Source organism: Arthrobacter nitrophenolicus (genome assembly GCF_045833485.1).
Classification (GTDB): Bacteria; Actinomycetota; Actinomycetes; order Actinomycetales; family Micrococcaceae; genus Arthrobacter; species Arthrobacter nitrophenolicus.
The window spans coordinates 4128910-4153722 of record NZ_CP174504.1 but is presented as its reverse complement, the minus strand read 5'-3'; the positions used below and the strand labels follow the sequence as shown (position 1 = coordinate 4153722).

Annotated in this window: 26 protein-coding genes, 1 tRNA gene and 1 pseudogene; 21 read left to right on the top strand and 7 right to left on the bottom strand. The window is 66.7% G+C overall.

The window, feature by feature from the left end:
• Positions 1-5 precede the first annotated feature (5 nt).
• From ACJJV6_RS19245 to ACJJV6_RS19175, 15 genes are all read left to right on the top strand, one after another.
• Positions 6-446 (top strand): hypothetical protein, encoded by a 441-nt coding sequence (locus ACJJV6_RS19245; protein WP_009359299.1) that lies wholly within the window; start codon positions 6-8, stop codon positions 444-446.
• Between the two features lie 230 nt (positions 447-676).
• A complete protein-coding gene (gene rpsP, locus ACJJV6_RS19240; protein ID WP_009359301.1) occupies positions 677-1099 on the top strand; it encodes a 30S ribosomal protein S16 in 423 nt (140 codons plus the stop codon).
• Between the two features lies 1 nt (position 1100).
• Positions 1101-1343: an RNA-binding protein gene (locus ACJJV6_RS19235; RefSeq protein ID WP_009359302.1), complete on the top strand. Its 243-nt coding sequence runs from the start codon at positions 1101-1103 to the stop codon at positions 1341-1343.
• A gap of 104 nt (positions 1344-1447) precedes the next feature.
• Positions 1448-1993: a ribosome maturation factor RimM gene (gene rimM / locus ACJJV6_RS19230; protein WP_354176779.1), complete on the top strand. Its 546-nt coding sequence runs from the start codon at positions 1448-1450 to the stop codon at positions 1991-1993.
• Positions 1994-2806 carry a tRNA (guanosine(37)-N1)-methyltransferase TrmD gene (gene trmD, locus ACJJV6_RS19225; protein ID WP_354176781.1) on the top strand — a complete coding sequence of 271 codons (813 nt, stop codon included), beginning with the start codon at positions 1994-1996 and terminating at the stop codon, positions 2804-2806.
• Positions 2807-3060: 254 nt separating this feature from the next.
• A complete protein-coding gene (gene rplS / locus ACJJV6_RS19220; RefSeq protein WP_009359303.1) occupies positions 3061-3420 on the top strand; it encodes a 50S ribosomal protein L19 in 360 nt (119 codons plus the stop codon).
• A gap of 85 nt (positions 3421-3505) precedes the next feature.
• On the top strand, positions 3506-4183 hold the full coding sequence (gene lepB / locus ACJJV6_RS19215) for a signal peptidase I (RefSeq protein ID WP_354176783.1): 678 nt from the start codon (positions 3506-3508) through the stop codon (positions 4181-4183).
• Complete coding sequence (lepB, locus tag ACJJV6_RS19210; protein ID WP_133346434.1) at positions 4184-5011, top strand: signal peptidase I; 828 nt, start codon at positions 4184-4186, stop codon at positions 5009-5011.
• Between the two features lies 1 nt (position 5012).
• Positions 5013-5891 (top strand): ribonuclease HII, encoded by an 879-nt coding sequence (locus ACJJV6_RS19205; RefSeq protein WP_083875112.1) that lies wholly within the window; start codon positions 5013-5015, stop codon positions 5889-5891.
• A 53-nt stretch (positions 5892-5944) separates the two neighbouring features.
• Entirely contained in the window at positions 5945-6271 is a 327-nt protein-coding gene (locus ACJJV6_RS19200; RefSeq protein ID WP_009359307.1) for a DUF2469 domain-containing protein, read from the top strand.
• 112 nt (positions 6272-6383) lie between these two features.
• On the top strand, positions 6384-6740 hold the full coding sequence (locus tag ACJJV6_RS19195) for a YraN family protein (RefSeq protein WP_009359308.1): 357 nt from the start codon (positions 6384-6386) through the stop codon (positions 6738-6740).
• Positions 6740-8284 carry a YifB family Mg chelatase-like AAA ATPase gene (locus ACJJV6_RS19190; RefSeq protein ID WP_407709583.1) on the top strand — a complete coding sequence of 515 codons (1545 nt, stop codon included), beginning with the start codon at positions 6740-6742 and terminating at the stop codon, positions 8282-8284. Before ACJJV6_RS19195 ends, ACJJV6_RS19190 begins: the two co-directional genes overlap by 1 nt.
• 11 nt (positions 8285-8295) lie before the next feature.
• Entirely contained in the window at positions 8296-9480 is a 1185-nt protein-coding gene (gene dprA / locus ACJJV6_RS19185) for a DNA-processing protein DprA (RefSeq protein ID WP_009359310.1), read from the top strand.
• A gap of 98 nt (positions 9481-9578) precedes the next feature.
• Complete coding sequence (locus tag ACJJV6_RS19180; protein ID WP_035753752.1) at positions 9579-10490, top strand: tyrosine recombinase XerC; 912 nt, start codon at positions 9579-9581, stop codon at positions 10488-10490.
• 232 nt (positions 10491-10722) lie between these two features.
• Positions 10723-11226, top strand: a complete 504-nt coding sequence (locus ACJJV6_RS19175; RefSeq protein ID WP_009359312.1) for a DUF3145 domain-containing protein — start codon at positions 10723-10725, stop codon at positions 11224-11226.
• Positions 11227-11339: 113 nt separating this feature from the next.
• Here the strand turns inward: ACJJV6_RS19175 and ACJJV6_RS19170 are convergent, their stop codons facing one another.
• The 6 genes and pseudogenes from ACJJV6_RS19170 to aceE form a co-directional block, all read right to left on the bottom strand.
• On the bottom strand, positions 11340-12575 hold the full coding sequence (locus ACJJV6_RS19170) for a beta-ketoacyl synthase (RefSeq protein WP_009359313.1): 1236 nt from the start codon (positions 12573-12575) through the stop codon (positions 11340-11342).
• A gap of 309 nt (positions 12576-12884) precedes the next feature.
• Positions 12885-13094 (bottom strand): annotated as a pseudogene (locus ACJJV6_RS19165) (acyl carrier protein); the annotation flags it as partial.
• A gap of 80 nt (positions 13095-13174) precedes the next feature.
• Positions 13175-14236, bottom strand: a complete 1062-nt coding sequence (locus ACJJV6_RS19160) for a beta-ketoacyl-ACP synthase III (protein WP_009359315.1) — start codon at positions 14234-14236, stop codon at positions 13175-13177.
• A complete protein-coding gene (locus ACJJV6_RS19155; protein ID WP_200859197.1) occupies positions 14233-15162 on the bottom strand; it encodes an ACP S-malonyltransferase in 930 nt (309 codons plus the stop codon). Before ACJJV6_RS19155 ends, ACJJV6_RS19160 begins: the two co-directional genes overlap by 4 nt.
• A gap of 88 nt (positions 15163-15250) precedes the next feature.
• Positions 15251-16495, bottom strand: a complete 1245-nt coding sequence (locus tag ACJJV6_RS19150; protein ID WP_133346444.1) for a CdaR family transcriptional regulator — start codon at positions 16493-16495, stop codon at positions 15251-15253.
• Between the two features lie 161 nt (positions 16496-16656).
• A complete protein-coding gene (gene aceE / locus ACJJV6_RS19145; RefSeq protein ID WP_407709582.1) occupies positions 16657-19398 on the bottom strand; it encodes a pyruvate dehydrogenase (acetyl-transferring), homodimeric type in 2742 nt (913 codons plus the stop codon).
• 428 nt (positions 19399-19826) lie between these two features.
• Between aceE and ACJJV6_RS19140 the strand changes: the two genes are divergently transcribed.
• The 5 genes from ACJJV6_RS19140 (at position 19827) to ACJJV6_RS19120 (ending at position 22237) form a co-directional block, all read left to right on the top strand.
• A complete protein-coding gene (locus ACJJV6_RS19140; protein ID WP_009372916.1) occupies positions 19827-20246 on the top strand; it encodes a DUF3052 domain-containing protein in 420 nt (139 codons plus the stop codon).
• Positions 20243-20737: a peroxiredoxin gene (locus ACJJV6_RS19135; protein ID WP_009372915.1), complete on the top strand. Its 495-nt coding sequence runs from the start codon at positions 20243-20245 to the stop codon at positions 20735-20737. The genes ACJJV6_RS19140 and ACJJV6_RS19135 overlap by 4 nt, the downstream gene beginning before the upstream one ends.
• A 6-nt stretch (positions 20738-20743) precedes the next feature.
• Entirely contained in the window at positions 20744-21664 is a 921-nt protein-coding gene (locus ACJJV6_RS19130) for an NAD-dependent protein deacetylase (RefSeq protein WP_009372914.1), read from the top strand.
• 106 nt (positions 21665-21770) lie between these two features.
• A tRNA-Val gene (locus tag ACJJV6_RS19125) sits at positions 21771-21846 on the top strand.
• A gap of 100 nt (positions 21847-21946) precedes the next feature.
• Complete coding sequence (locus ACJJV6_RS19120) at positions 21947-22237, top strand: hypothetical protein (RefSeq protein ID WP_035751654.1); 291 nt, start codon at positions 21947-21949, stop codon at positions 22235-22237.
• A 176-nt stretch (positions 22238-22413) separates the two neighbouring features.
• Here ACJJV6_RS19120 and ACJJV6_RS19115 read toward each other — a convergent pair whose 3' ends face one another.
• Entirely contained in the window at positions 22414-23139 is a 726-nt protein-coding gene (locus ACJJV6_RS19115) for a FadR/GntR family transcriptional regulator (RefSeq protein ID WP_009372912.1), read from the bottom strand.
• 193 nt (positions 23140-23332) lie between these two features.
• Between ACJJV6_RS19115 and gndA the strand changes: the two genes are divergently transcribed.
• Entirely contained in the window at positions 23333-24769 is a 1437-nt protein-coding gene (gene gndA / locus ACJJV6_RS19110; RefSeq protein ID WP_354176108.1) for an NADP-dependent phosphogluconate dehydrogenase, read from the top strand.
• Positions 24770-24813: the final 44 nt, after the last annotated feature.

The following is a 24813-nucleotide window of genomic DNA, read 5'->3' as shown; positions in this document are numbered from 1 at the left end:
CCCCAATGGGCTTCACCGAGATCTTTGTCGCCACCCATGATGCAGCTCTCAAGCGCGCCGGTCTCCTGGACGCAGGCGGGGGAGCCCCCGCCGGCCAGGGCGTCCGCATTCCGGACATCACGGACTATGAGGTGGAACAGCTCGGCGACCTGGCCGGCACGGCCGTGCACGCCGGGGGAGCCGACTACGAGCTGACGATGGTCGATGTCACCAGCGATTCGCTGCTTGCCGTACCCCCTGCCATGGTCCGGGCGCTGGCCGACCTGCTGACCTACGAAACCGAGGGCGAAGGCAATGTCCTGGACGACGTCGCCGAACAGTGGGCGGCGCAGGAGGACATGCCATTCGGCGCTGCCCAGGCCCGTGTGTACGTCCAGCAGCTGGCCGAACTGGCCGGTGACGTGGACGATTCAGAACGGACAGGGCTGTACGTCTGGTCCGCGTAAGCGTTTGGCGCAACCTGTCCTGGAGCGCGCTTAATGCCGGCCCTTCCAGGGCCTGCGCCGCGCCAAGTCGAAATCGCGGCGCTCATCTGGCACAATAAACAGGTACTCGATCTGCGTGGCCCCTCTCTCCGCGTCCGGATCCTGTCCTTCGAACCCGCAAGTACGGCCCGCCCCACGGGTGCAGAAAACCGGGCTCACCCCCTTTTTCTGAAACAGGAGTGACCACAAAAGTGGCCGTAAAGATTCGCCTTAAGCGCCTCGGCAAGATGCGCGCCCCGTACTACCGCATCGTCGTCGCGGACTCACGCACCAAGCGTGACGGCCGCGCCATCGAGGAAATCGGCAAGTACCACCCCACCGAAGAGCCCTCGTACATCGAGGTCAACTCCGAGCGTGCGCAGTACTGGCTGTCCGTCGGCGCCCAGCCGTCCGAGCAGGTTGCCGCGATCCTGAAGATCACCGGTGACTGGCAGAAGTTCAAGGGCCTGCCGGGCCAGGAAGGCACCCTCAAGACCAAGTCTGAGAAGGAAGCCTTCGTTGCCCCGGAAAAGGGTTCCGTGATCATCCCGGAAGCCATCACCAAGAAGGCCTCCAAGTCTGACGCAGCAGAAGCCCCGGCCGAAGCCGAAGCAGAGACCACCGAGGCTGAGTAAATTGCTGGCAGACGCGCTGGAGCACCTGGTCCGCGGGATCGTTGATTCCCCGGACGACGTCAAGGTCAGCTCGAAGAGCAACCGCCGCGGGGACACCCTCGAGGTGCGTGTTCACCAGGATGACCTCGGACGGGTGATCGGCCGCCAGGGCCGCACGGCACGCGCACTGCGCACCGTCGTCGCAGCACTGGCCGGCGGCGAACCGGTCAGGGTCGACGTCGTCGACACCGACCGCCGCCGCTGAGCGCACGGCAACACCAGTTTTTTGCTCCGGCCCCTCCACCAGCAGGTGGAGGGGCCGGAGTCTTTTCCAGAACACCCGCTTTACCGACCCGAACAGAGGAAGACATGCAGCTTCAGGTGGCCCGCATCGGCAAACCCCACGGCATCCGCGGGGAAGTCACGGTCCAGGTCCTGACAGACGCTCCTGAGGACCGCTTTATCCCCGGCACCGAGTTCGTGGTTGAGCCCGCGTCCTCCGGCCCGCTGACGGTGAGCAGCGCACGCTGGAACAAGGACATCCTCCTGTTGGGATTCGAAGAAATAGCCGACCGCAACCAGGCAGAGACGCTGCGTGGAGCCAAGCTCTTCATCGAAACGGCGGACCTGGACGAGGATGACGACGAGGGCTGGTACGAGCATGAACTCGTGGGCCTCGAAGCCCGCGTGGGCGACCAGGTGGTGGGCAAAGTCACCGCCCTCAACACGGCCCCGGCCCAGGACCTGCTGATGGTCACCACCCCGGAAGGCGGGGAAATCCTGGTCCCGTTTGTGGAGCAGATCGTCCCGGAAGTGAACATCGGGGAGGGGTACATCCTCCTCACCCCGCCGGACGGCCTCTTCGAGCTGAATTCGGAAGACGCCGCCGCATCCGGTGAGGAAGGCAAAGCGTAGATGCGGATCGACGTCGTCACAATTTTTCCGGAGTACCTGGCACCGCTGGAACTTTCGCTGATCGGAAAGGCCCGGCAGGACGGCCTGCTGGATCTTCGGGTCCATGACCTGCGCGCTTTCACCACCGACAGGCACCGGACGGTGGATGACACTCCCTACGGCGGCGGCGCCGGCATGGTGATGAAGCCCGAGCCCTGGGCGCAGGCGCTTGCGGCCATCGCCGGAGACCGTCCGGAGGGTGCCGGCAAACCGGTCCTCATCGTCCCGTCACCGGCGGGGGAGCGGTTTACGCAGGCCCTTGCCTACGAACTGGCCGAGGAAAAGCACCTGGCCTTCGCATGCGGGCGCTATGAGGGCATCGACGAACGCGTCATTGACTGGTCCCGGGACCACTTCGACGTCCGGCCCGTCAGCCTCGGAGACTACGTCCTGAACGGCGGGGAGGTGGCTGTCCTGGCGATGGTCGAGGCCATCGGCCGGTTGCTGCCCGGCGTGGTGGGCAACCCGGAATCCCTGGTCGAGGAGTCCCACTCGGACGGGCTCCTGGAATACCCCGTCTACACCAAGCCCTCAGTCTGGCGGGACCGGGAAGTGCCGGCGGTGCTGCTGAGCGGCAACCATGGCAGGATTGCGCAGTGGCGGCGGCACGAACAGTTCCGCCGGACTGCCCAGCGCCGCCCGGACCTCCTCGAAGGGTTCGACGCCGGCAAGCTGCCACGTGCCGACCGCACCGAACTGCAGGACCTGGGGTACGACGTCGTCGACGGGAAGCTGGTCCGCCGCGCCGGGGCGGCGGAAGAAGCACGCGACTGACGATGCCGCCCCGTCCGCCCGGACTGTGGGCGGATTGGCTGTAATGGCGCTGCTGTGGCAAAATTAGTCCTTGTGTCTGCTGGGCCAGCGCCTGCCACAGGGGGAGCGAAGCCAACAGCCTGACAACCGGCCCCGTCAACAATTGGGGTGGCCGGACTACTTAGCTTTCGGCAGCATTTCCGGCGCTACCTGCGCCGTGCCCTGCTGCCGTGACCCAAAGTGAATGACCTGTGGCGTTCACCAGGAGTGCAATCATGCATATTCTCGATTCCGTAGACGCAGCTTCGCTGCGCACCGATGTTCCCGAATTCCGCGCGGGTGACACCCTCAAGGTTCACGTGAACATCATCGAAGGCAAGAACTCCCGCGTCCAGGTGTTCCAGGGCTTCGTCCTGGGCCGCCAGGGTGACGGCGTCCGCGAGACCTTCACGGTCCGCAAGGTCTCCTTCGGTGTCGGCGTTGAGCGTACCTTCCCGGTACACTCCCCGATCATCGAAAAGATCGAGGTTGTCACCAAGGGCGACGTTCGCCGCGCCAAGCTTTACTACATGCGTGCACTGCGCGGTAAGGCTGCGAAGATCAAGGAAAAGCGCGACTTCAGCACCGCCAAGTAAGTCCTTTTCGGACATACGCAGGCTGGGCCGCAGCCGTATCCGGCCAGCGCCGGAGCCAATCAGCACCAGCGCCAGGATACGGACCATGGACCAGACAAAACGCCAGCCCACAAGAATGGGCTGGCGTTTTGCGTTCCTGGCACTGCTCCTTGCCGTGGCCGTCAGCGGGGTGGTCCGGTCACTGTGGCTCGACGTCTACTTCATTCCGTCCGAGTCCATGGAACCCCTGCTGGAAGGCGGGGACCGGATCCTGGTGTCCCGGACCGACTTCCAGGCAGAACCCATCCGCCGGGGCGACATCGTGGTGTTCGACGGCAGGGGTACGTTCGCACCGCTCAACAGCGGCAGGGGCCCCGTCGTGGATGCGGCCTCAGGCGTCGCCCAGTGGCTTGGACTCACCGGCAGCGACACCACCTATGTCAAACGCGTCATCGGTCTCCCCGGCGACACCGTGGCCTGCTGCGACGCGGCGGGAAAGATTACGGTTAATGGCGGGGCGCTGGACGAGCCCTACCTCTTCAGCGGCGACGCCCCCAGCACGCAGAAATTCACCGCGGTGATCCCGGAGGGGCGGCTGTGGCTCATGGGTGACCACCGTTCGCTGTCCGCCGATTCCCGGAGCCTGCTGGGCGCCCCCGGCGGCGGCATGGTGCCGATGGAACGCGTCGTCGGGCGTCCCGTCCAGATCATCTGGCCCCTTGATAGATTTGCTCCAGTACCCCGCCCGTACGCGGCGGAACCAATAACAGAGAACGGACAGTAGATGCCCGAGAATCACGCGCGGACACCGGAACCGCGCCCCGACGGCGCCTCTGAGACTCCGGCAGGCCAGACCGCCGGCGGGCCCGTCCCCGGCCCGGAAGCGCCTGACCCGGCGCCGGCGGAAAGCCGGTCCGCCGCGAAGGCAGCCGCAAAGCCCGCCGGCAGCCCGGTGTTCGCATGGCTGAAGGAGGTCGCCACGGTGGTGGTGATCGCCGTCGTGCTGTCCTTCCTCATCAAGACTTTCCTTTTCCGGGCGTTCTTCATTCCGTCCGAGTCCATGGTGAACACCCTGGACGTCGACGACCGCATCTTCGTCAACCTCCTGGTGCCGGAGCCCTTCTCGCTCAGCCGCGGAGACATTGTGGTCTTCCGCGATACCAAGGGCTGGCTCCCGCCGGTCGAAGAGAAAGCGGACGGCCCTTTCACCTGGGTGCAGGACGGGCTGACGTTCGTTGGGCTGCTCCCGGACAATTCCGAGCAGCACCTGGTCAAAAGGGTCATCGGGCTGCCCGGCGACCACGTGGTCTGCTGCGATGCCGGCGGTAAACTGACCATTAACGGCTCTGCCGTGGACGAGCCCTACGTCAACCCCGCCGAGGTCCCGCAGGTCCGGAACTTCGACGTTGTGGTTCCCGAAGGAAAGGTGTGGGTGATGGGCGACAACCGGAACCATTCCGCCGATTCGAGGGCGCACATGGACTCCGACGGCGGTTTCATCGACCTTGACGACCTCGAAGGCAAGGCGGCAGTCATTGCGTGGCCGCTGAACCGGATAACAACGCTTGACAACTATCCGGACGTGTTCCGGAACGTACCCGCCGCTCCCTGACATGTCCCCGGCAGTCAAGACAGTCCCGGCAGAGGCCGCTCCGGCCCGTCGCCGGTCCGGTTCCACGAAAGTGCCCGCGGGCACCAGGGCGTCCGCCGGGCGCGCCAAGGCGCCGACGTTGCGGCACGAGCGGTCCTTCAAGGCCCAGGGGGTCCGTTTCCTCGCCGGGATGGACGAGGTGGGCCGCGGCGCACTGGCCGGGCCGGTCAGCGTCGGCATCGCCGTCGTCGACCTTGAACGCCAGCGCAGCCTTGCCGGGGTGCGGGACAGCAAGCTCCTGCCGCCCGCTGAAAGGGAACGCCTGGATCCACTGGTCCGCCGCTGGAGCGTGGCCTCGGCGGTCGGCCACGCCAGCGCCCGGGAAATTGATGACTTCGGCATCATGGCCGCCCTGCGCCTGGCGGGAACCAGGGCCTGGAACGCCGTCCTGGCGGCCGGGGTCACACCGGAACTCGTGCTCCTGGACGGCAACCACAACTGGCTTTCCCCGGCGGAGCAGCCGTCCCTCTTCGAACCGGTTGCCCTCGACGCTGCCTGCCAGGCCCCGGTGCACACCAAAATCAAGGCCGACATGCAATGTTTGAGCGTTGCGGCGGCGAGCGTTATCGCCAAGGTGGAACGGGACAGGGCAATGCGGGAACTGCACGCCGAGTACCCGGACTTTGGCTGGGACATCAACAAGGGCTACGCCACGGCGCTCCACCGCGACGTGCTGCGCGCTGCCGGACCAAGCCCCTACCACCGCGTGAGCTGGAACCTGCTCGGCGGGGAACTCCGGGACAGGGAAGCGGCGGACGGTGAGGTGCCGGACGACGAATGTGCTTTGGACGAACTTTCCCTCGATGAACGGTCCGGCCTGGCGGAATCCGCCGCGGACTGATCCCCGCTCCCGTCCGGGCGCCCGCGGCGGCGGACATGGTGCAAGATGGAAGCATGAGTGCTGAGGATCTTGAAAACTACGAAACCGACATGGAGCTCCAGCTCTACCGTGAATACCGCGACGTCGTCGGACTGTTCAGCTATGTAGTCGAGACCGAACGGCGCTTCTACCTGGCAAACCACGTGGACCTGCAGGCCCGCAGCGCAGACGGCGAGGTCTACTTCGACCTGACGCTGCAGGATGCCTGGGTGTGGGACGTGTACCGCTCCGCCCGGTTCGTCAAGAGCGTCCGGGTCCTCACCTTCAAGGACGTCAACGTGGAAGAGCTTCCGCGCAATGAAGAACTGGCCATGCCCAAGGACGTGGACCTGGGTAACTAGGTCCGGGGCCGCCGCGCCACTTTCCCTTCACAGCCCGCCGTATGCACATACGGCGGGCTGTGCTGTCCGCCGCTACTTCCGCAGGCCCAGGCTGGTTAACGGAGGTAGAAACATGAAATCGAAAGACCTGCTGGGCCGGCACGGCGAGGAACTCGCCGCCGGCTACCTGGAGTCGCTGGGCATGCTGGTGGTGGAACGCAACTGGCGCTGCCCCGAGGGTGAAATCGACATCGTCGCCCTGGACGGCGACGCCCTGGTGATCGCCGAAGTCAAAACACGGCGTTCCCTGGACTACGGCCACCCGTTCGAAGCGGTAGGGCCCGAAAAGCTTGCCCGGCTGCACCGCCTCGGCTCGGCATGGTGCCGCGACCGGGAATTGCGGATGCCCCTGCGGCGGGTGGACGTCATTGCCGTCGTTGATGACGGGGGAGGCCAGCCCACCGTGGAACACCTCAAGGGGGTCGGGTGATGGCACTGGGCCGCACATATTCCATCGCGCTGGTGGGCCTGAACGGGTACATGGTTGAGGTCGAGGCCGACATTGGACAGACCCTGCCGGCCTTCATCATCCTTGGGCTGCCCGATGCCTCCCTCAACGAAGCACGGGAGCGGATCAGGTCCGCTGCCAGGAACTCCGGAATTCCGCTCAGCCGCAGGAAGATCACTGCCAACCTGATTCCGGCCTCGCTTCCCAAGCGCGGTTCCGGCTTCGACCTCGCCGTGACCATGGCCGTGCTCCGCGCCGCCAATGACATCCGGCCCACTGGCCGGACGGTCTTCATCGCCGAGCTTGGGCTTGACGGCCGGCTCCGGCCGGTCCGTGGAATCCTTCCCGCGGTCATGGCCTCGGTGCAGGCAGGATTCCCTGACATTGTGGTGGCGCACGCCAACCTCGCCGAGGCCGCCCTGGTTCCGGGAGCACATGTGCGGGGCTACCGCACCCTTGCCAGGCTGGCACTGGACTTCGGAGCGGATCCGCAGGAGCTCGCCCTTGACTTCGAACCCGAGGACCAGGACGGTGGCGATGACCTTTCCGCCACGGACGGGCCCTGCCCCGACATGGCTGACGTGTCCGGGCAGGCCGATGCCCGCCGTGCCCTGGAGGTCGCAGCTGCCGGCGCCCACCATCTGCTGCTGACCGGCCCGCCCGGCGCCGGCAAAACCATGCTGGCGGAACGGCTGCCCGGCCTGCTGCCAGACCTTGGCGACCATGAATCCATGGAGGTCACCGCCATCCACTCGCTCTGCGGGCTTCCCTCCTCCACGGTCCAGCTGCTTCGGCGGCCGCCCTTCGAAAGCCCACACCATTCGGCAACAGCCGCAGCCATCATCGGCGGGGGTTCAGGGCTGCCGCGGCCCGGGGCAGCCTCGCGGGCGCACCGCGGTGTGCTGTTCCTGGACGAGGCACCCGAATACGAGCGGCGGGTCCTGGACGCGCTGCGGCAGCCGCTGGAAAGCGGGGAACTGGTGATCCACAGGTCGGCCGGGACAGCGGCGTATCCTGCACGCTTCCAGCTGGTGCTCGCAGCCAACCCCTGCCCCTGCGGCAAGGCTTCCGGGAAGGGGCTCGAGTGCACCTGCACACCCATGATGCGGCGCCGCTACCTGGCCAGGATGTCCGGGCCGCTGCTGGACCGGGTGGACATCCAGCTGCAGGTCGAACGGGTATCGCTCGCCGAGTTTGGCCAGTCCGGAGCTGAGGAGGATTCAGCGGCCGTAGCCGGACGGGTGCGGGAAGCCCGACTCCGCCAGTCGGAGCGGCTGCAGCCCTTCGGACTGGAGACCAACTCCCAGGTGCCCGGCCGCATCCTGCGCGGAGAACTGCGGCTGGCGCCGGCGGCAACCCGGATCCTGGACCATTCCCTGGAGCGGGGCATTTTGACTGCACGCGGCTATGACCGCGTGCTTCGCCTGGCCTGGACACTCGCCGACCTGGGCCACCGGGACAAGCCGGACACCGACGATATCGGACAGGCACTCGGACTGCGGCAGGCCGCGGCGGTGTCGGCATGAGGGAAACATCAATGGACCCCGACCGCCTGGCCCGCGCCGCGCTGTCACGCCTGATGGAGCCGCAGGACGCCGCCGGACTTGCCCTCGTACAGGTGGCGGGAGCCGTGGATGCCCTCGGCATCGCTACCGGGGAGTTGAAGGCAGGGCCGGAACTGGAACGCGAAATCACGGCACTCCTCGCGGACAGCGGAGCCGCCACCAGCTGGGCCGGCATGGCGGCTGCGCTCAAGCGGTGGCAGCCCAGGATCCCTGACCTGGCGCCCGAGCGGGACCTCGCCACCATGGCCCGCCTGGGCGGACGGCTCATCATCCCCTCCGACGAGCTGTGGCCCGCCCAGTTGGCAGATCTCGGGATCCAGGAGCCGCTCTGCCTCTGGTGGCGCGGCCAGGAGCAGCCCCTGCCGGCGGTGGACACCAGCATCGCACTGGTGGGTTCCCGGGACAGCACCAGCTACGGGGCCTCGGTGACGGGGGATCTCGCCTACTCGCTGGCCCAGCGCGGCTTTACCGTGGTGTCCGGCGGCGCCTACGGGATCGACGCCCATGCACACCGGGCAGCGCTCGCCGGCGGTGCAGGTGCTGTTCCCACCATCGCGGTCATGGCAGGCGGCGTGGACAGGTTCTATCCGTCCGGCAACGAGGACCTCCTGCGGGCTGTCTGCAACCAGGGTGCTGTCCTCGCGGAGGTGCCGCCGGGATCAGCCCCCACGCGCTACCGGTTCCTGCAGCGCAACCGGCTGATTGCGGCACTGTCCGCCGTCACCGTCGTCGTGGAGGCGCGCTGGCGGTCCGGAGCACTGAACACGGCCCATCACGCCGAATCCCTCGGCCGTGCGGTCGGTGCAGTGCCGGGGTCGGTGCACAGTGCGAATTCGGCAGGATGCCACCGGCTGCTGCGCGACGGGGGAGCCGTGTGTGTTACCGATGCCGCAGAAATTGCCGAACTCGCCTCGCCGAGCGGCAGCGCGCTGCCCGAACAGCGGCAGGCCAGCGCCCAGGTGCAGGACGGATTGACCCTCGAGGACCTGATCCTGCTCGATGCGCTGCCGCTGCGCTCCACCACCTCCGTCGAGAAGCTCGCGGCCGTGGCCGGGCTGGGGCAGGAATCGGTGCGTGCCGGCCTGGGCAGGCTCGGGCTGCTCGGCCTGGCCGTTTCCGAACGGGGCGGCTGGAAGAGAGGCAAGGCTTCCGTCTGATGTACCGCCCTGATGGAGACAAAGTGGTGGCCGGCGCCGTGTCAGCCCACAGGTACGGCTCCAGGAACTGAGACAGTAAGGGAGTGGAAAATGAGGAAATGCCACCAGGACTCAGCGACGCCCTGGACGCGTTCGCCGGCTACCTGTCCGGAGAGCGTGCGGTGTCGGCCCACACGCGGCGTGCCTACCTCGGCGACGTCCGCAGCCTCCTGGCGCATGCCGCCTCGGAAGGTGCCTCCGTGCTTGGGGACCTCGAACTGGGCATGCTCCGCCGCTGGCTGGGTGTCCAGAGCCAGTCCGGCGCCGCCCGGGCAACCCTGGCCAGGAGGTCCGCCACGGTAAGGTCATTCACCGCATGGGCTTTGCGCGAGGAACGGATCGCCGTGGATCCTGCCCTGCGGCTGAAGGCGCCCAAGCGTGAACGGTCCCTGCCCGGTGTCCTGCAGAGTTCGCAGTTGACCCGGCTGCTGGGCCAGCTGGAGCACAGTGCAGCCGACGGCGAGCCCCTGGCCGTCCGCAACCGCGCAATAGTGGAACTTCTCTACGCCACCGGCGTGCGGGTGGGGGAACTTGCGGGGCTGGACATCGATGACCTGGACCCGGACCGGCGAACGCTGCGTGTCCTGGGCAAAGGCAACAAGGAGCGTACCGTTCCCTACGGCGTTCCCGCCGCGGTGGCGGTGGATGACTGGCTGCGCCGTGGACGGCCGCTGCTGGCGCGGGAGAACAGCGGCCCCGCCCTGTTCCTCGGCGCCCGCGGGCGCCGGGTGGACCAGCGGCAGGTGCGCGAATTGGTCAACCGGCTCCTGGAAGCGCTGGGGGATACCTCGGCTTCGGGACCCCACGCCCTGCGCCATTCCGCCGCTACCCACCTGCTGGACGGCGGCGCGGACCTGCGGGCGGTGCAGGAAATACTGGGGCACAGCAGCCTGGCCACGACGCAAATCTACACGCATGTTTCGGTGGACCGGCTGCGCAAAAGCTACCAGCAGGCCCACCCGCGGGCCTAAGTTCCGGAAAGCTAATCGCACTGGCGTAATTCTGCGGCGTACGGCACAATAAGAGTCACGTCCGGCAACTTTCAAGTACCGCTTGAAGCCCTTGGGCTGCAGGCGGTGCGGCAAGTCCGGACGCAGCATTCATATCTGAATAACCAGGCAAGGAGTCCCGCAGGCAGGGCACAGCGGTTCCATCCAGGCAGAGGTCGTTGGGGAAGACGTACCTAGAGCTATGGAGGATGGAATGTCTGTTGCAATGACCCGCGGTGTGCTTTTCGTTCACTCGGCCCCTACGGCCCTGTGCCCTCATGTTGAGTGGGCCATAGGTTCCGTCGTTGACAAGCGCACGGACCTTGAGTGGACCCCTCAGCCTGCCGCGCCCGGAATGTTCCGTGCCGAGTTGTCCTGGACCGGGACGCCCGGCACCGGGGCTAAGTTGGCGTCCTCACTGCGCGGCTGGGCGCACCTCCGCTTCGAAGTGACGGAGGAGCCAAGCCAGGGAGTGGACGGCGGGCGGTGGTCGCACACCCCTGAGCTGGGTATTTTCCATGCGGTGACGGACGTGCACGGCAACATCATGGTGTCCGAGGACCGCATCCGCTACGCCTACGAGTCCGGAGCAGGGGACCCCGCTGCCGTCTACCATGAACTGTCCCTGGCACTCGGTGAAGCCTGGGACGAGGAGCTCGAACCCTTCCGGCACGCCGCGGAAGGCGCGCCCGTGCGCTGGCTCCACCAGGTGGGCTGACCGCCGTCGTACCCCAGCCCGGATTCCCGGACCGAAACACCACTCCATAGCAATGAAGGAGGCCCCGCCAGCCGGCGGGGCCTCCTTCTTGTTCCGGGTATGTCCCGGTGATGTCAGACGCTTCGGACGGCGACGACGGCGTTGTGGCCGCCGAAACCGAACGAGTTGCTGAGCGCCACGATGTTCCCGGCAGGCAGGTCGCGAGCGGAGGTCACCACATCCAGCGGGATCTCCGGGTCCTGGTTTTCGAGGTTGATGGTCACCGGCGCCTTGCGGTCGTATACCGCAAGGACGGTGAGGACCGCCTCGACGGCACCCGATGCGCCCAGCAGGTGGCCCATCTGCGACTTCGTGGCGGAGACCGCCACGTTGTCCACGTGGTTGCCCAGGGCGGCGCGCAGGGCGGTGTACTCGGGCTTGTCACCAACAGGGGTGGAGGTGGCGTGCGCGTTGACGTGGACCACGTCCTCCGCCTGGATCCGGCCGTCGAACATAGCGGCCTTCAGTGCGCGGGTGGCGCCCAGGCCCTCCGGGTCCGGCGCGGTGATGTGGTAGGCGTCGGCGGTGACGGAGGTGCCGGCGAGTTCGCCGTAGATCCGCGCGCCGCGGGCCAGGGCATGCTCCTCGGCTTCAAGGACGAGGGCGCCTGCACCCTCGCCCATGACGAACCCGTCACGGCCGGTGTCGTAGGGCCGGGAAGCACCCTGCGGGTCATCATTGCGCCGGGAGAGCGCCTGCATGGAGGCGAACGCGGCCAGGGGCATCGGATGGATGGCTGCCTCGGCGCCGCCGCACATGACCACGTCAGCCTTGCCGGAGCGGATCAGTTCCAGGCCAAGGTGCATGGCTTCGGTACCGGAGGCGCAGGCGGACACCGGGGTGTGGGCGCCGGCCCGGGCGCCGAGGTCCAGGCTGACGGCCGCGGCAACACCGTTGGGCATCAGCATGGGCACGGTCATGGGCAGGACCCGGCGGGGGCCCTTTTCCTTCAGGGTGTCCCAGGCGTCCAGCAGCGTCCAGACACCGCCGATACCGGTAGCGAAGGCGACAGCCAGGCGGTCCTTGTCGAATTCGGTGATGCCGGAGTCTGCCCACGCCTCGCGGGCGGCAATGACGCCGAACTGGGTGGAGGGGTCCATCCGCTTGGCCTCAACGCGGCTGAGCACGTCAAGGGCAGGGGTGCTGCAGCGGGCAGCGAAATGGACGGGAAGCTCGTACTTGGCGACCCAGTCATCCTCCAGGGTGCGGGCACCGGAGACCCCCTTGAGCGCGTTGCTCCACATTGTGGGAACGTCGCCGCCGATGGGCGTGGTGGCGCCCAGACCGGTAATGACTACTTTGCGTGTCATGGGATCACTCTTTCGTCGGTGGGAATCCGTCTCCGTCTTCCGGAGGGTCCCGCGTGTTGATGGCCGGCCTCGGCCGGGTGGAGAAAATGCAGCGGGGGGGGCGCGGCCGGCAACCCCGCCCCCCCCCCCCCCCCACCCCGCCCCCCCCCCCCCCCCCCCCCCGCGCCCCCCCCCCCCCCCCCCCCCCCCCCCCCCCCCCGCCCCCCCCCCCCCACCCCCCCACCCCCCCCCCCCCCCCCCCGGGCCCCCCCCCCACCTCAGGCTGCCCCCCCCCGCCCCCGCCGCGGGCGGGCCCACGGCCGCCGCCCAGCGCCTGGCCGTCAGGTTCTTGACCTCTTCATCCGGAATGCGCACGCCGAACTTCTCTTCGGCGTTCACCACGATGGTCATCATGGAGATGGAGTCGATGTCCAGGTCCTCGGTGAAGGACTTGTCCAGCTCCACAGCCTCAGGGGCCAGGCCGGTTTCCTCGTTGACGATTTCAGCCAGGCCGGCCAGGATCTCTTCGTTGCTAGCCATTGATGGCTCCTTTTCTTGTATTGCCGGCAGGGGCTGCCGGAAATGGTTCAGGCCGCGGATGCGAACCCTTGGGGACGTTCCTAGGGAAGGACAACTACCTGCGCGCCGAAGACCAGCCCGGCGCCAAAGCCGATCTGCAGGGCCAGCCCGCCGCTGAGCTCCGGGTTTTCCTGCAGCAGCCGGTGCGTTGCCAGCGGAATGGATGCAGCGGACGTGTTGCCGGCGTCGGCAATGTCCCGTGCCACTGTAACCGTCTCCGGCAGCTTCAGCTTCTTCACCATCTCGTCGATGATGCGCATGTTGGCCTGGTGCGGGATGAAGGCCACCAGGTCCTCGGCCTCGACGCCTGCGGCTTCAAGTGCCTGCTGCGCTACCTTGGCCATTTCCCAGACAGCCCAGCGGAAGACGGTCTGGCCGTCCTGGCGAAGCGTGGGGTACAGCTCCTGGGCCTCCTCGAGGAGGGCCAGGTCCCCGGTGGAGTCCGACTGGCGGGCAGCCAGGCCGAGGTCCCGGACATCCAGCATGGAGCGCGTCATGCCGATCGCATCCCACTTGCTGCCGTCCGAGCCCCATACCGAGGGTGCGATGCCCGGGGTTTCGGAAGGACCGATCACGACGGCGCCTGCACCGTCGCCGAGCAGGAAGGAGATGGTGCGTTCACGGTTGTCGATGACGTCGGAGAGCTTCTCCGCGCCGACCACCAGGACGTACTTGGCGGTTCCGGACCGGACCAGGGCGTCACCCTGGGCGATGCCGTAGCAGTAACCGGCGCATGCGGCGGAAATATCGAAGGCCGGTGCCGGCGTGGCTCCCAGGCGGTCAGCCAGGCTGGCTGCGGCGGAAGGGGTGGCGTAGGGGTGGGTCACCGTCGAAACGATGACGGCGCCGAGCTCCGAAGCCTCGATGCCGGCCTTTTCCATCGCCTCGCGGGCAGCGCCCTCGGCCATGTCAATGACGCTTACATCCGCCTTGGCGCGGTGGCGGGTGACGATTCCCGTCCGCTGGCGGATCCACTCGTCGGAGGAGTCGATCCACTGGCAGACGTCCTCGTTGGTCACGATGACGTCCGGCCGGTAGGCGCCCAGGCCGAGGATGCGGGTGTGCTCCTGGATGGGAGCCTGTTTCAGCGTGGGAACGCTCATGCGTTGCCCTCCAGTTCTGCAAAGAGCGCCAGGGCGGCAGATAGGTCGTCGGGGGTCTTGACCGCGACGGTCTTGACGCCGGGCATGCCGCGCTTTGCCAGGCCTGCAAGGGTGCCGGCGGGAGCGAGTTCGATGACTCCGGTCACTCCGCGCTGGACCAGGGTCTCCATGCACAGGTCCCAGCGCACGGGGCGTGACACCTGCGCGATCAGGCTGTCGACGGCGGCACGGCCGTCGGTGACTTCGCCGCCGTCGTAGTTGGACAGCAGGGGAACGGCCGGCGCCTGCGGCTTCAGCTGCGGCTCAAGAGCCTTCAGGGCGCTGACGGCAGGGGACATGTGGCTGGTGTGGAAGGCACCCGCAACCTTGAGCGGAATGACCCGGGCCTTGGCGGGTGGGTTGTCCGCAAGGGCCTTGAGCTGCTCGAAGGTTCCGGCCGCCACGGTCTGGCCCGCGCCGTTGACATTGGCCGGAGTTGCACCGGACGCCTCGATGGCTGCCAGGACTTCGGCAGGATCGCCGCCCACCACGGCACTCATGCCGGTGGGGGTGACGGAGGCTGCGGCCGCCATGCTGTTGGCCCGTTCGCGGACGAACGTCATGGCTTCCTGTTCGGTCAGGACGCCGGCAAGGGCGGAGGCGGTGATTTCACCTACCGAGTGGCCGGCCAGGATGACCGGCAGCGAGTTGAGTTCGACGTCGAAGAGGGACGCCGCGGCCACGAGGCCGGCGGCAACGATCAGGGGCTGCGCAACGGCAGTGTCCTTGATGGTTTCCTCGTCGGAAGTGGTCCCGTGAGCGATCAGGTCGATTCCGGCGATGTCGCTCAAGGTGGCCAGTTGGCCTGCCACCGGGGGCAGTTCCAGCCAGGGGGCCAGAAAACCCGGGGTTTGTGAGCCCTGTCCAGGGCAGACTATTGCAAGCACGTAACCAGCTTTCCAAATTACTTCGTGATCCAGCGGTGTTTGTCCGCACCAAGCTCACGGGGTCAGGTTGTAGGAAGTCTACAACGGTTCAGGGCTGAGTCCGCGACGGCTGACGTTCCGTGGCGGCTTTGGGAGGGGCCGAAAGCCGGCCCACCACCAGTGCTGCCTGCAGGACGAAAGCTTCCCGCGGGAGGAGCGGGTCCCAGCCCGTGACATCACAGACACGCTTGAGCCGGTACCTGACCGTGTTGGCATGGACGAAGAGTTCCCGGGCCGTGGCTTCCAGCGAATGGCCCAGCTCCAGGTAGGTGCCGAGGGTTTCCACGAGGCCGTTGGATGCCGCCAGCAGGGGCCGGTAGATGTTCTTGACCAGGGAGCGGCGTGCGGCGTCGTCGCCCGAGATGACCCGCTCTGGAAGCAGGTCGTCCGCGGCCACCGGCCGCGGCGCGGAAGGCCATGCCTTGGCGGCGGTGAGGCCGGCAAAGGCGGACTGCGCGGAGCCGCTGGCTTCGAGCAGCGATCCCGCCTCGGGACCGTACACAACAGGGCCGGGGGCGAACATGTCGCTGAGTTTGATGTAGGCGGTTTCCCGGTCCTGGACGCCCCCGAGGATGAGGATCAGCCGGTCGCCCTGGATGCCCACCAGTGCGTCCTCGGCATACCGGCCGGCCATGCGCCGCAGCTCGCTGACGTAGCTGGCGCTCGGCTCGGAGGGGGAATTGCCCACCATGACCGTGAAGCGCTCCTGCGCTTTCCAGCCCAGCGCAGCGATCCTTGACCGCAGCGCGTCGGTGTTTTCGCCCCGCAGGATGGCATCCACGATCAGGGCTTCGAGCCGGGTGTCCCACGACCCGCGGGACTCGGCGGCGCGGGCGTAGACGTCCGCGGCGGCAAACGCCACCTCCCGCGAATAGCGCAGCACGGCTTCGCGAAGGGACGGCTGGTCAGCCTCGGGCGCGATGACCGGGACCTGGTCCTCCACCACCTCCACCACGATCCTGATCAGCTGCAGCGCTTTCTGCAGGCTGATGGAGCGCGTGAGTTCGGTGGGAGCGGTGCCGAAAACGTCGGTGAGGATCCACGACGGCGAGCTCGGCCGCTCGTACCAGGTGACGAACGCCGCAATGCCGTTCTGGGCCACCATCCCCAGCGCCGACCGTTCGTCCGAGCTCAGCCGGCTGTACCAGGGCAGCGACTTTTCCAGTTCCCGCATGGTGGTGGTGGACAGCTGCCCCACGTTGGCACGCAGTTTCTTGAGGGTTTCCGACTTCTCCGGGGTGACCGCAGGCTGGGCCGGTTTACGCTTCGCGGACGGGGTGGCAGGTGCTGGCATGCTTTGAGCATACGGGCAGCGGGCGGCAACCTCCATTTGTGCGAAGGCTACAATCCGCTTTGTCATGCATCACACGTTCGGGACAGCCTCCCGGGCAACGGACGACGGCGGCCCCCGCCTTTCGGTGGGAGCCGCCGTCGCTGCTGCTGGCCGGGGAGAGGTTACGCCTCGCCTCCGGCGTTGCCGGTGGTTCCGGCATTCACGTTGTGCAGGCGGTACTTCTCGATGGCCTTGACCGGAGCCTGGGCGTCCACTTCACCGCGGCGCGCCAGCATCTCAAGCGCACGCACCACAATGGAGTGGGTGTCGTTCTTGAAGAAGCGGCGGGCTGCGGCGCGGGTGTCCGAGAAGCCGAAGCCGTCGGCGCCCAGGGTGGCGTATTCATTCGGGATGAACTGCCGGATCTGGTCCGGAACAGCCTTCATGTAGTCCGAAACTGCGACGACAGGCCCGGTGGCACCCTCAAGCTGACGGGTGACGAACGGGACCCGGGCGGGCTGTTCGGGGTTGAGGAAGGCTTCCTCTTCGGCGGCGAGGCCGTCGCGGCGGAGTTCGTTCCAGGAGGTGACGGACCAGACGTCGGCGGAGACGGACCAGTCTTCGGCGAGGATCCGCTGGGCTTCGAGGGCCCAGGGGACGGAGACGCCGGAGGCCAGGAGTTGGGTCCGGGGGCCGTCGATCTTGGCGGGCTGGAGCAGGTAGATGCCCTTGATGACGCCCTCGACGTCGAGTTCCTCGGGTTCGGCGGGCTGGACGATGGGCTCGTTGTACACGGTGAGGTAGTACATGAGGTTCTTGTCCGTGCTGTCCGGGCCGTACATCCGCTCGAGGCCGTCGCGGATGATGTGGCCCATTTCGTAGCCGTAGGCGGGGTCGTAGGTGACTACTGCCGGGTTGGTGGAGGCGAGCAGGGGGGAGTGGCCGTCGGCGTGCTGGAGGCCTTCGCCGGTGAGGGTGGTCCGGCCTGCGGTGGCGCCGATGATGAAGCCGCGGGTCATTTGGTCCGCGGCTGCCCAGAAGGCGTCGCCGGTGCGCTGGAAGCCGAACATGGAGTAGAACACGTAGACCGGGACCAGGGGTACGCCGTGGGTGGCGTAGGCGGTGCCGGCGGCGGTGAAGGCTGCCACGGCGCCGGCTTCGTTGATGCCGGGGTGGATCAGCTGGCCGGCGGGGGATTCCTTGTAGGCCAGGACCAGGTCGCGGTCCACGGACAGGTAGTTCTGGCCCTTGGGGTTGTAGATCTTCGCCGTCGGGAAGAACGCATCCATGCCGAAGGTACGTGCCTCGTCCGGGATGATCGGGGCGATGTGCTTGCCGAAGTTCTTGTCCCGCATCAGGTCCTTGAGCAGGCGGACGAATGCCATGGTGGTGGCTGCCTGCTGCTTGCCCGAGCCGCGCTTGGCCACCTCATAGGACTTCGCCTCGGGCAGCGTGATCTCGGCGTGCTTGGAGCGGCGCTCCGGCACGGACCCGCCCAGGGCCGCCCGGCGCTCCATCATGTACTGGATTTCCGGCGCATCGGTGCCCGGGTGGTAGTACGGCGGCCGGTACGGATCCTTCTCCAGCTGCTCGTCGCTGACCGGGATCCGCAGGTGGTCGCGGAACTTCTTCAGGTCATCCAGGGTCAGCTTCTTCATCTGGTGGGTCGCGTTGCGGCCCTCGAAGTGCGGTCCGAGTCCGTAGCCCTTGACGGTTTTGGCGAGGATGACGGTGGGTTTGCCCTTGAATTCGGTGGCTGCCTTGTACGCGGCGTAGACCTTGCGGTAGTCGTGGCCGCCGCGTTTGAGGTTCCAGATCTGGTCGTCGGTGAGGTCCGCGACGAGGTCCTTGGTGCGGGGGTCCTTGCCGAAGAAGTGTTCGCGGACGAACCCGCCGGACTCGGCCTTGTAGGTCTGGTAGTCCCCGTCGGGGGTTTCGTTCATGATCTTCACGAGCGACCCGTCGGTGTCGCGGGTGAGCAGGTCGTCCCATTCCCGGCCCCAGACGACCTTGATCACGTTCCAGCCCGCGCCGCGGAAGAACGCTTCGAGTTCCTGCATGATCTTGCCGTTGCCGCGCACCGGCCCGTCCAGGCGCTGGAGGTTGCAGTTAATGACGAAGTTCAGGTTGTCCAGGTTCTCGTTCGCGGCGAGCTGGAGCAGGCCGCGGGATTCGGGCTCGTCCATTTCGCCGTCGCCCAGGAACGCCCAGACCTGCTGGTCGGAGGTGTCTTTCAGGCCCCGGTTGTGCAGGTACCGGTTGGACTGGGCCTGGTAGATCGCGTTCATCGGCCCGATGCCCATGGACACGGTGGGGAATTCCCAGAACTGCGGCATCAACCGCGGGTGCGGGTAGGAGGACAGGGCGTGGCCCTCGCGGGACTTTTCCTGCCGGAACCCGTCCAGGTCCTCCTCGGAGAGCCGGCCTTCCATGAACGCGCGGGCGTACATGCCCGGGGACGCGTGGCCCTGGAAGAAGACCTGGTCCCCGCCGCCGGGGTGGTCCTTGCCGCGGAAGAAGTGGTTGAACCCGACCTCGTACAGGGTCGCCGCGCCGGCGTAGGTGGAAATGTGCCCGCCCACGGCGATGTCCGGCCGCTGCGCCCGGTGCACCATGACCGCTGCGTTCCAGCGCATGTACGCCCGGTACCGGCGCTCGTATTCCTCGTTGCCCGGGAACGGTGCTTCCTGGTCCACCGGGATGGTGTTCACGTAATCGGTGGTGGTCACCATCGGCACCCCGACGCTCTGCGCGCCCGCGCGCTGCAGCAGGCTCCGCATGATGTATTGGGCACGCTCGGTACCCTGTTCCCTGATCAGCGCGTCCAGGGACTCAACCCACTCGGCAGTCTCTTCCGGATCACGATCAGGCAGCTGGTTAGTCAACCCGCTGAGGATATGGGAGGTATCTTCTCCTGCAGCCACGTCCAACCTCTCTTTGCGCGCATGAATCGGCGCACTCAGGCCAGGCAGGGTGACTGCCCGGCGTATATACGCCGTGTGCGACGTATCGGTTACAACAGCCCGGTCATGTGTGCCGGGCAGGGTCCTAGAGCTCCTATGTCTGCACGGAGTTACAAGGTTGTTGTCCCGCAGGCATAGTTGTCATCAGCCACTCTAGCCCTCACCGCAAGGCGATGCGTAGCCGCAGCCCGGGCACTCCAGTTGTATTTCGCCGTCATACTGGTTCTGTGACGAAAAGCCGCTGCACAGCGGGCCGGCCGCACCCGATGTGACGCAGAATATGCTGCACGGCGGGGGCGGCAGCTTGAAGCGCAGGCACAAAGGGTGTTGGCTTGGGGAGTAATGGAAATCACTATGTGCACTGCATATCTAAGGCATTGGAGGAACACGTGAGCGAGGCCGACGCCGCCACTTCGGTAAATGTGGCGGAAAAATTGGGTTTCAAGAATGGGGATCTGATTCAGGAGTTCGGTTACGACGACGATGTCGATTTCGACTTGCGTGACGATATAGAGGACCTCACCGGTTCGGAGTTGCTGGACGAGGACGACCACGAAGTTGCGGACGCCGTCATCTTCTGGTGGCGCGACGGCGACGGCGACCTGGTGGACAGCCTCATGGATTCGCTGACGACGCTGGGGGAGAACGGCGTCGTCTGGCTGCTGACCCCCAAGTCCGGCCGCGACGGCTACGTCTCGCCGGCGGACATCCAGGAGGCCGCGCCCACCGCCGGCCTGCACGTCACCACGTCCGCAGGTGTGTCCAAGGACTGGAGCGCCAGCCGCCTGGTGAGCAGGAAGAACAAGTGACGGCAGCGCTTGCCGCTGCCTCTGCTGCTGTCCCTGCGGTCGGCGTGACGGCCCCCGACTTCGAGCTTTCCAACCAATACGGCGAGCCGGTCCGGCTTTCGTCGTTCCGCGGCCAGAACGTGGTCCTGGTTTTCTACCCCTTCGCGTTCTCGGGAATCTGCACCGGTGAACTGTGCGAAATCCGGGACAACCTGGCTGTGTTCGAGAACGCGGACGCCACGGTCCTTGCCATCTCGGTCGACAGCAAGTTCAGCCTCCGCGCCTACGCTGAGCAGGAAGGGTACGGATTCGACCTGCTGGCAGACTTCTGGCCCCATGGCGGCGTCGCTTCCTCCTACGGTGTTTTCGACGAAGAGACCGGGATGGCCAGGCGCGGCACGTTCATCATCGATGCGGCGGGAACAATCCGGTACACGGTGGTGAACCCGAGGGGCCAGGCCAGGGACTTCGAGGAGTACCGCGCGGCACTTGCCGGGCTGGCGGAGGCCTGAGCGGGCATGGAAGGGCAGCGGCACGGGGTAGGCCTGACGGGCTTTGCCAGCATGCCGCCGGCACCCGCCGCCGCCCCCTCCAGCCAGGACCTTGAGGTGCTCCGCAGGATCCGGGACCTCCTGGGCGGAATGCGCTTCGCGCTGCTGACGGGCGCCGGGCTCAGCACTGATTCAGGCATCCCCGACTACCGGGGCCCGGGCTCGCCGCCCCGTACCCCAATGACCTACCAGGAGTTTGTCCGCGAAGCAGCGAACCGGCAACGGTACTGGGCACGGAACCATATCGGCTGGTCACACCTTCGGCACGCGGATCCGAATCCAGGGCACTTTGCGGCCGCCCACCTCGAACGGCGGGGCTACCTCACGGGCCTGATTACGCAGAACGTGGACCGCCTCCATGAGGATGCCGGCAGTTCGAACGTCATCGACCTCCACGGCAGGTTCGACCAGGTGGTCTGCCTCGACTGCACCCGCACCTATTCCCGGAAGCTCCTGGCCGGCATGCTGGCCGAACTCAATCCGGATTTCCTTGAACGGGCTGCGGCCACCGGTCTCGTGGAGATGGCGCCCGACGCAGATGCCACCGTGGAGGACCGGGCGCTGATCAGCAGTTTCGTCGTCGCTGCCTGCCCGGCATGCGGCGGAACCCTGAAGCCGGACTTTGTCTATTTTGGCGAGAACGTTCCCAAAGACCGGGTGGAGAAGGCCTACGCGATGGTGGACGCGGCTGCCGCCGTGGTGGTGGCCGGTTCCTCGCTGACCGTGATGAGCGGTTTGCGGTTTGTGCGGCACGCCGCCAAGGACGGCAAACCTGTGGTGATCATCAACCGGGGCGAAACCCGCGGGGATGACAAAGCCACCATCAAGCTGGAAGCGGGCGTTTCGGAGTCGCTTACCTGGCTTGCCGGGAACCTGCCGCCGCTCTGACATGCTGGTCCGTGCAGCAGCCCCTGCGCCGATTCGCGTTTGGGGCTCCGCGTCAGGTAGAGTCTATGTTCGTTGGTTGCGGCGGAAACGCCGGATTCAGCGCCTTGGGTCTTTAGCTCAGCTGGTAGAGCGCCACGTTTACACCGTGGATGTCATCGGTTCGATCCCGGTAGGACCCACCACAAAAACCCCGCATTTCCTGCCTTCCAGGCTCACGGAACTGCGGGGTTTTTTCGTTGGCGGCACAGCCGAATGTCAGACCCCCGCCATAGCTTTGCAGTCATGGAACACGTGATAGTCCGCAGGGGCGGAGATGGAATGCCGACGGCGGTGGTCTGCCGGGGACGGGAATGGTCCGTGGGTGCCGAGCCGGTGAGATGGTTCGAACGGATTAACTGGTGGGAGACCCACCGGAGGATGCCAAAGGGCAGAAGCCGCGTGGACGTGGAGATCCTGCAGGTCCAGGTGCGGCTGGGAAGCAACCGGAACTCCGCCCTGACCACCATGGTGCTGGAACGTGACGGACTCGGGGGCGGCTGGCGCCTGCGGGAGTCCCTGGCCGGCGCGGCGTAGCACCAGTCCCAAGGGAAGGGCCTGCGTGCGGGCATTGGAAAACCCTCCACCGCGACTATTGGGGGATGCCGCGGTGGAGGGCCTGAGTTGAATATACCGTGAACTGCAGGAAACAAAAAGTTACCGTTGAATGTGTCTGCAGCATTACCCGGGGCCGGAGTCTTGGGTCACGGCCGTCAGCGGCGGACCGGGATGAAGACGCGCGGCTGCTCGGTCCAGGTATCGGCCATCCGGGCCATGGTCCGGCGAAGGATCCGGTCGGAACCTTCCCTCGCCGCCGCGGCGTCGCCCCTGGCGATCGCTTCCGCCACGTCCACGTGCCACTGCAGGGCAGCCTCGTTGGGGTGGTCGGGCATGAGGCCGTGCACCGTTCGGCCGGTCAGCGTCTCCGCCACCTGGCCCATGAGGTTGGCGAACATCTCATTGCCGGAGCCGGAAAGCAGGAGGGAATGGAACTGGATATCCAGGTCCAGGAAGCGCGGCACCTCACCGTTGAGGCCGGCGTCGCGCATGGCATAGGCCACGTCCACCAGCTCGAGCCTCAGCGGGGCCGGCGCGTTCTGGGCGGCCAGCTCGGCCGCGGCAGGTTCAACGGCCGCCCGCAGCTCGGCGAGGGAGCGAAGCTGCGCGCCGCGGGCGTCGCTGGCAAGCCGCCACCGGATGACCTGCGGATCAAAGGGATTCCAGCGGCTGGGCGGCAGGACCCGGATGCCCACCCGCTTCGTGGTCTCCACCAGCCCCAGTGACTGCAGGACGCGGACTGCTTCACGGATGACGGACCGGGAAACCTTGAGTTCGTCTTCAAGCTGCTCTGCGAGCATGACATGGCCAGCAGGCAGCTCGCCTGCGATGATGCGGGTGCCAAGATTTTCGATGGCACGGTGGTGCAGGCTGCTGGTCATGCCGTTAAGCCTAGTGGGAACGGGCCCGGCGGCCAGGCTGGAGGCGGCCGGCGGCGACACAAAGCATTCCAGTATCCGGTTGCCCCTTTCCTCATACCTCCGGAATATATATGCTTTATTCCGACCCTGGTCATGGCGGGCGGCTTCGACGAGGCTGCCGCCATTCGTCCTGAAGCAATGAATTGGAGTTTTGATGTCTGCACACATCGGTGTCACCGGCCTTGCGGTGATGGGTGCCAACCTGGCCCGCAACCTCGCGCGGAACGGCTTCACCGTCGCCCTGCACAACAGGTCCGTGGAGAAGACCGACGCACTGCTGGAGCGGTACGGATCCGAAGGCGACTTCATCCGCACCGAAACCCTGCAGGAACTGGTCGACTCACTGGAGAAGCCCCGGCGCGTGCTGATCATGGTCAAGGCCGGCAAGCCGGTGGACTCGGTCATCGAACAGCTTGAGCCGCTGCTCGAACCGGGCGACATCATCATCGACGCCGGCAACTCCCACTATGAGGACACCCGCCGGCGCGAAGCCGCGCTGGCCAAGAAGGACCTGCATTTCGTGGGCGTGGGTGTCTCCGGCGGCGAGGAGGGCGCGCTGAACGGCCCGTCCATCATGCCGGGCGGCTCCAAGGAGTCCTACAAGGCCCTCGGCCCGCTGCTGGAAAAGATTTCCGCCAAGGTTGACGGCGAGCCCTGCTGCGCCTGGGTGGGCACCGATGGCGCCGGCCACTTCGTCAAAATGGTCCACAACGGCATCGAATACGCGGACATGCAGGTCATCGGCGAGGCGTTTGACCTGCTGCGCTCCGGGGCCGGAATCGAACCCGCCGAGCAGGCCAAAATTTTCTCGGAATGGAACAAGGGCGAGCTCTCCTCCTTCCTGATCGAAATCTCCGCCGAAGTCCTGGGCCACGTTGACGCGAAGACCGGCAAACCGTTCGTCGACGTCGTGGTGGACGCGGCTGGACAGAAGGGCACCGGCCGCTGGACCGTCATCTCCGCCCTGGAGCTCGGTTCCCCGGTGTCGGGCATCGCCGAGTCCGTCTTCGCCCGTGCACTCTCCTCGCAGGCCGGCCAGCGCAAGCTGGGCCAGGAACTGCTGGAAGGCGGGGAAGCCGCCGTCGAGATCCCGGACACCTTCGTCGAGGACGTCCGCCAGGCGCTCTACGCCTCAAAGCTGGTCTCCTACGCGCAGGGACTGGACATGCTGACCTCGGCAGCCAAGGAATACGGCTGGGACCTGAAGCTGGACGAGATTGCTTCCCTGTGGCGTGCGGGCTGCATCATCCGTGCGGAACTGCTCAAGGACATCACCAAGGCCTACGCCGCGGACGAGAAGCCGGCCAACCTGCTGTTCGCCCCGGCCTTCACGAAGGCCATCGCCGATGCCCTGCCGGCATGGCGGCGCGTGGTGGCCACCGCAGTCCAGCTCGGAATTCCTGTCCCCGTATTCTCCTCCTCGCTGGCCTACTACGACGGCCTGCGCCGCAAGCGTGTTGCTGCCGCCCTGATCCAGGGACAGCGCGACCTGTTCGGTGCGCACACCTACGGCCGGATCGACGCCGAAGGCACGTTCCACACCCTGTGGGGCGAGGACAAGTCCGAAATCGAAGCGGTGGACACCCACTAGCCAGTCCAACGGCAAACGGCCGGCAGTTCCTGGAGATCTCCAGG

Coding starts and splice junctions, on each gene's coding strand:
- ACJJV6_RS19115 (WP_009372912.1), bottom strand. CDS start 23,139: ATGACCAGCAGCCTGCACCACCGTGCCATCGAAAATCTTGGCACCCGC.
- rplS (WP_009359303.1), top strand. CDS start 3,061: ATGCATATTCTCGATTCCGTAGACGCAGCTTCGCTGCGCACCGATGTT.
- ACJJV6_RS19245 (WP_009359299.1), top strand. CDS start 6: ATGGGCTTCACCGAGATCTTTGTCGCCACCCATGATGCAGCTCTCAAG.
- ACJJV6_RS19200 (WP_009359307.1), top strand. CDS start 5,945: ATGAGTGCTGAGGATCTTGAAAACTACGAAACCGACATGGAGCTCCAG.
- dprA (WP_009359310.1), top strand. CDS start 8,296: ATGGACCCCGACCGCCTGGCCCGCGCCGCGCTGTCACGCCTGATGGAG.
- lepB (WP_133346434.1), top strand. CDS start 4,184: ATGCCCGAGAATCACGCGCGGACACCGGAACCGCGCCCCGACGGCGCC.
- lepB (WP_354176783.1), top strand. CDS start 3,506: ATGGACCAGACAAAACGCCAGCCCACAAGAATGGGCTGGCGTTTTGCG.
- ACJJV6_RS19180 (WP_035753752.1), top strand. CDS start 9,579: ATGCCACCAGGACTCAGCGACGCCCTGGACGCGTTCGCCGGCTACCTG.
- gndA (WP_354176108.1), top strand. CDS start 23,333: ATGTCTGCACACATCGGTGTCACCGGCCTTGCGGTGATGGGTGCCAAC.
- ACJJV6_RS19195 (WP_009359308.1), top strand. CDS start 6,384: ATGAAATCGAAAGACCTGCTGGGCCGGCACGGCGAGGAACTCGCCGCC.
- ACJJV6_RS19150 (WP_133346444.1), bottom strand. CDS start 16,495: ATGCCAGCACCTGCCACCCCGTCCGCGAAGCGTAAACCGGCCCAGCCT.
- ACJJV6_RS19160 (WP_009359315.1), bottom strand. CDS start 14,236: ATGAGCGTTCCCACGCTGAAACAGGCTCCCATCCAGGAGCACACCCGC.
- rimM (WP_354176779.1), top strand. CDS start 1,448: ATGCAGCTTCAGGTGGCCCGCATCGGCAAACCCCACGGCATCCGCGGG.
- trmD (WP_354176781.1), top strand. CDS start 1,994: ATGCGGATCGACGTCGTCACAATTTTTCCGGAGTACCTGGCACCGCTG.
- ACJJV6_RS19205 (WP_083875112.1), top strand. CDS start 5,013: ATGTCCCCGGCAGTCAAGACAGTCCCGGCAGAGGCCGCTCCGGCCCGT.
- ACJJV6_RS19120 (WP_035751654.1), top strand. CDS start 21,947: ATGGAACACGTGATAGTCCGCAGGGGCGGAGATGGAATGCCGACGGCG.
- ACJJV6_RS19170 (WP_009359313.1), bottom strand. CDS start 12,575: ATGACACGCAAAGTAGTCATTACCGGTCTGGGCGCCACCACGCCCATC.
- ACJJV6_RS19175 (WP_009359312.1), top strand. CDS start 10,723: ATGTCTGTTGCAATGACCCGCGGTGTGCTTTTCGTTCACTCGGCCCCT.
- ACJJV6_RS19190 (WP_407709583.1), top strand. CDS start 6,740: ATGGCACTGGGCCGCACATATTCCATCGCGCTGGTGGGCCTGAACGGG.
- ACJJV6_RS19130 (WP_009372914.1), top strand. CDS start 20,744: ATGGAAGGGCAGCGGCACGGGGTAGGCCTGACGGGCTTTGCCAGCATG.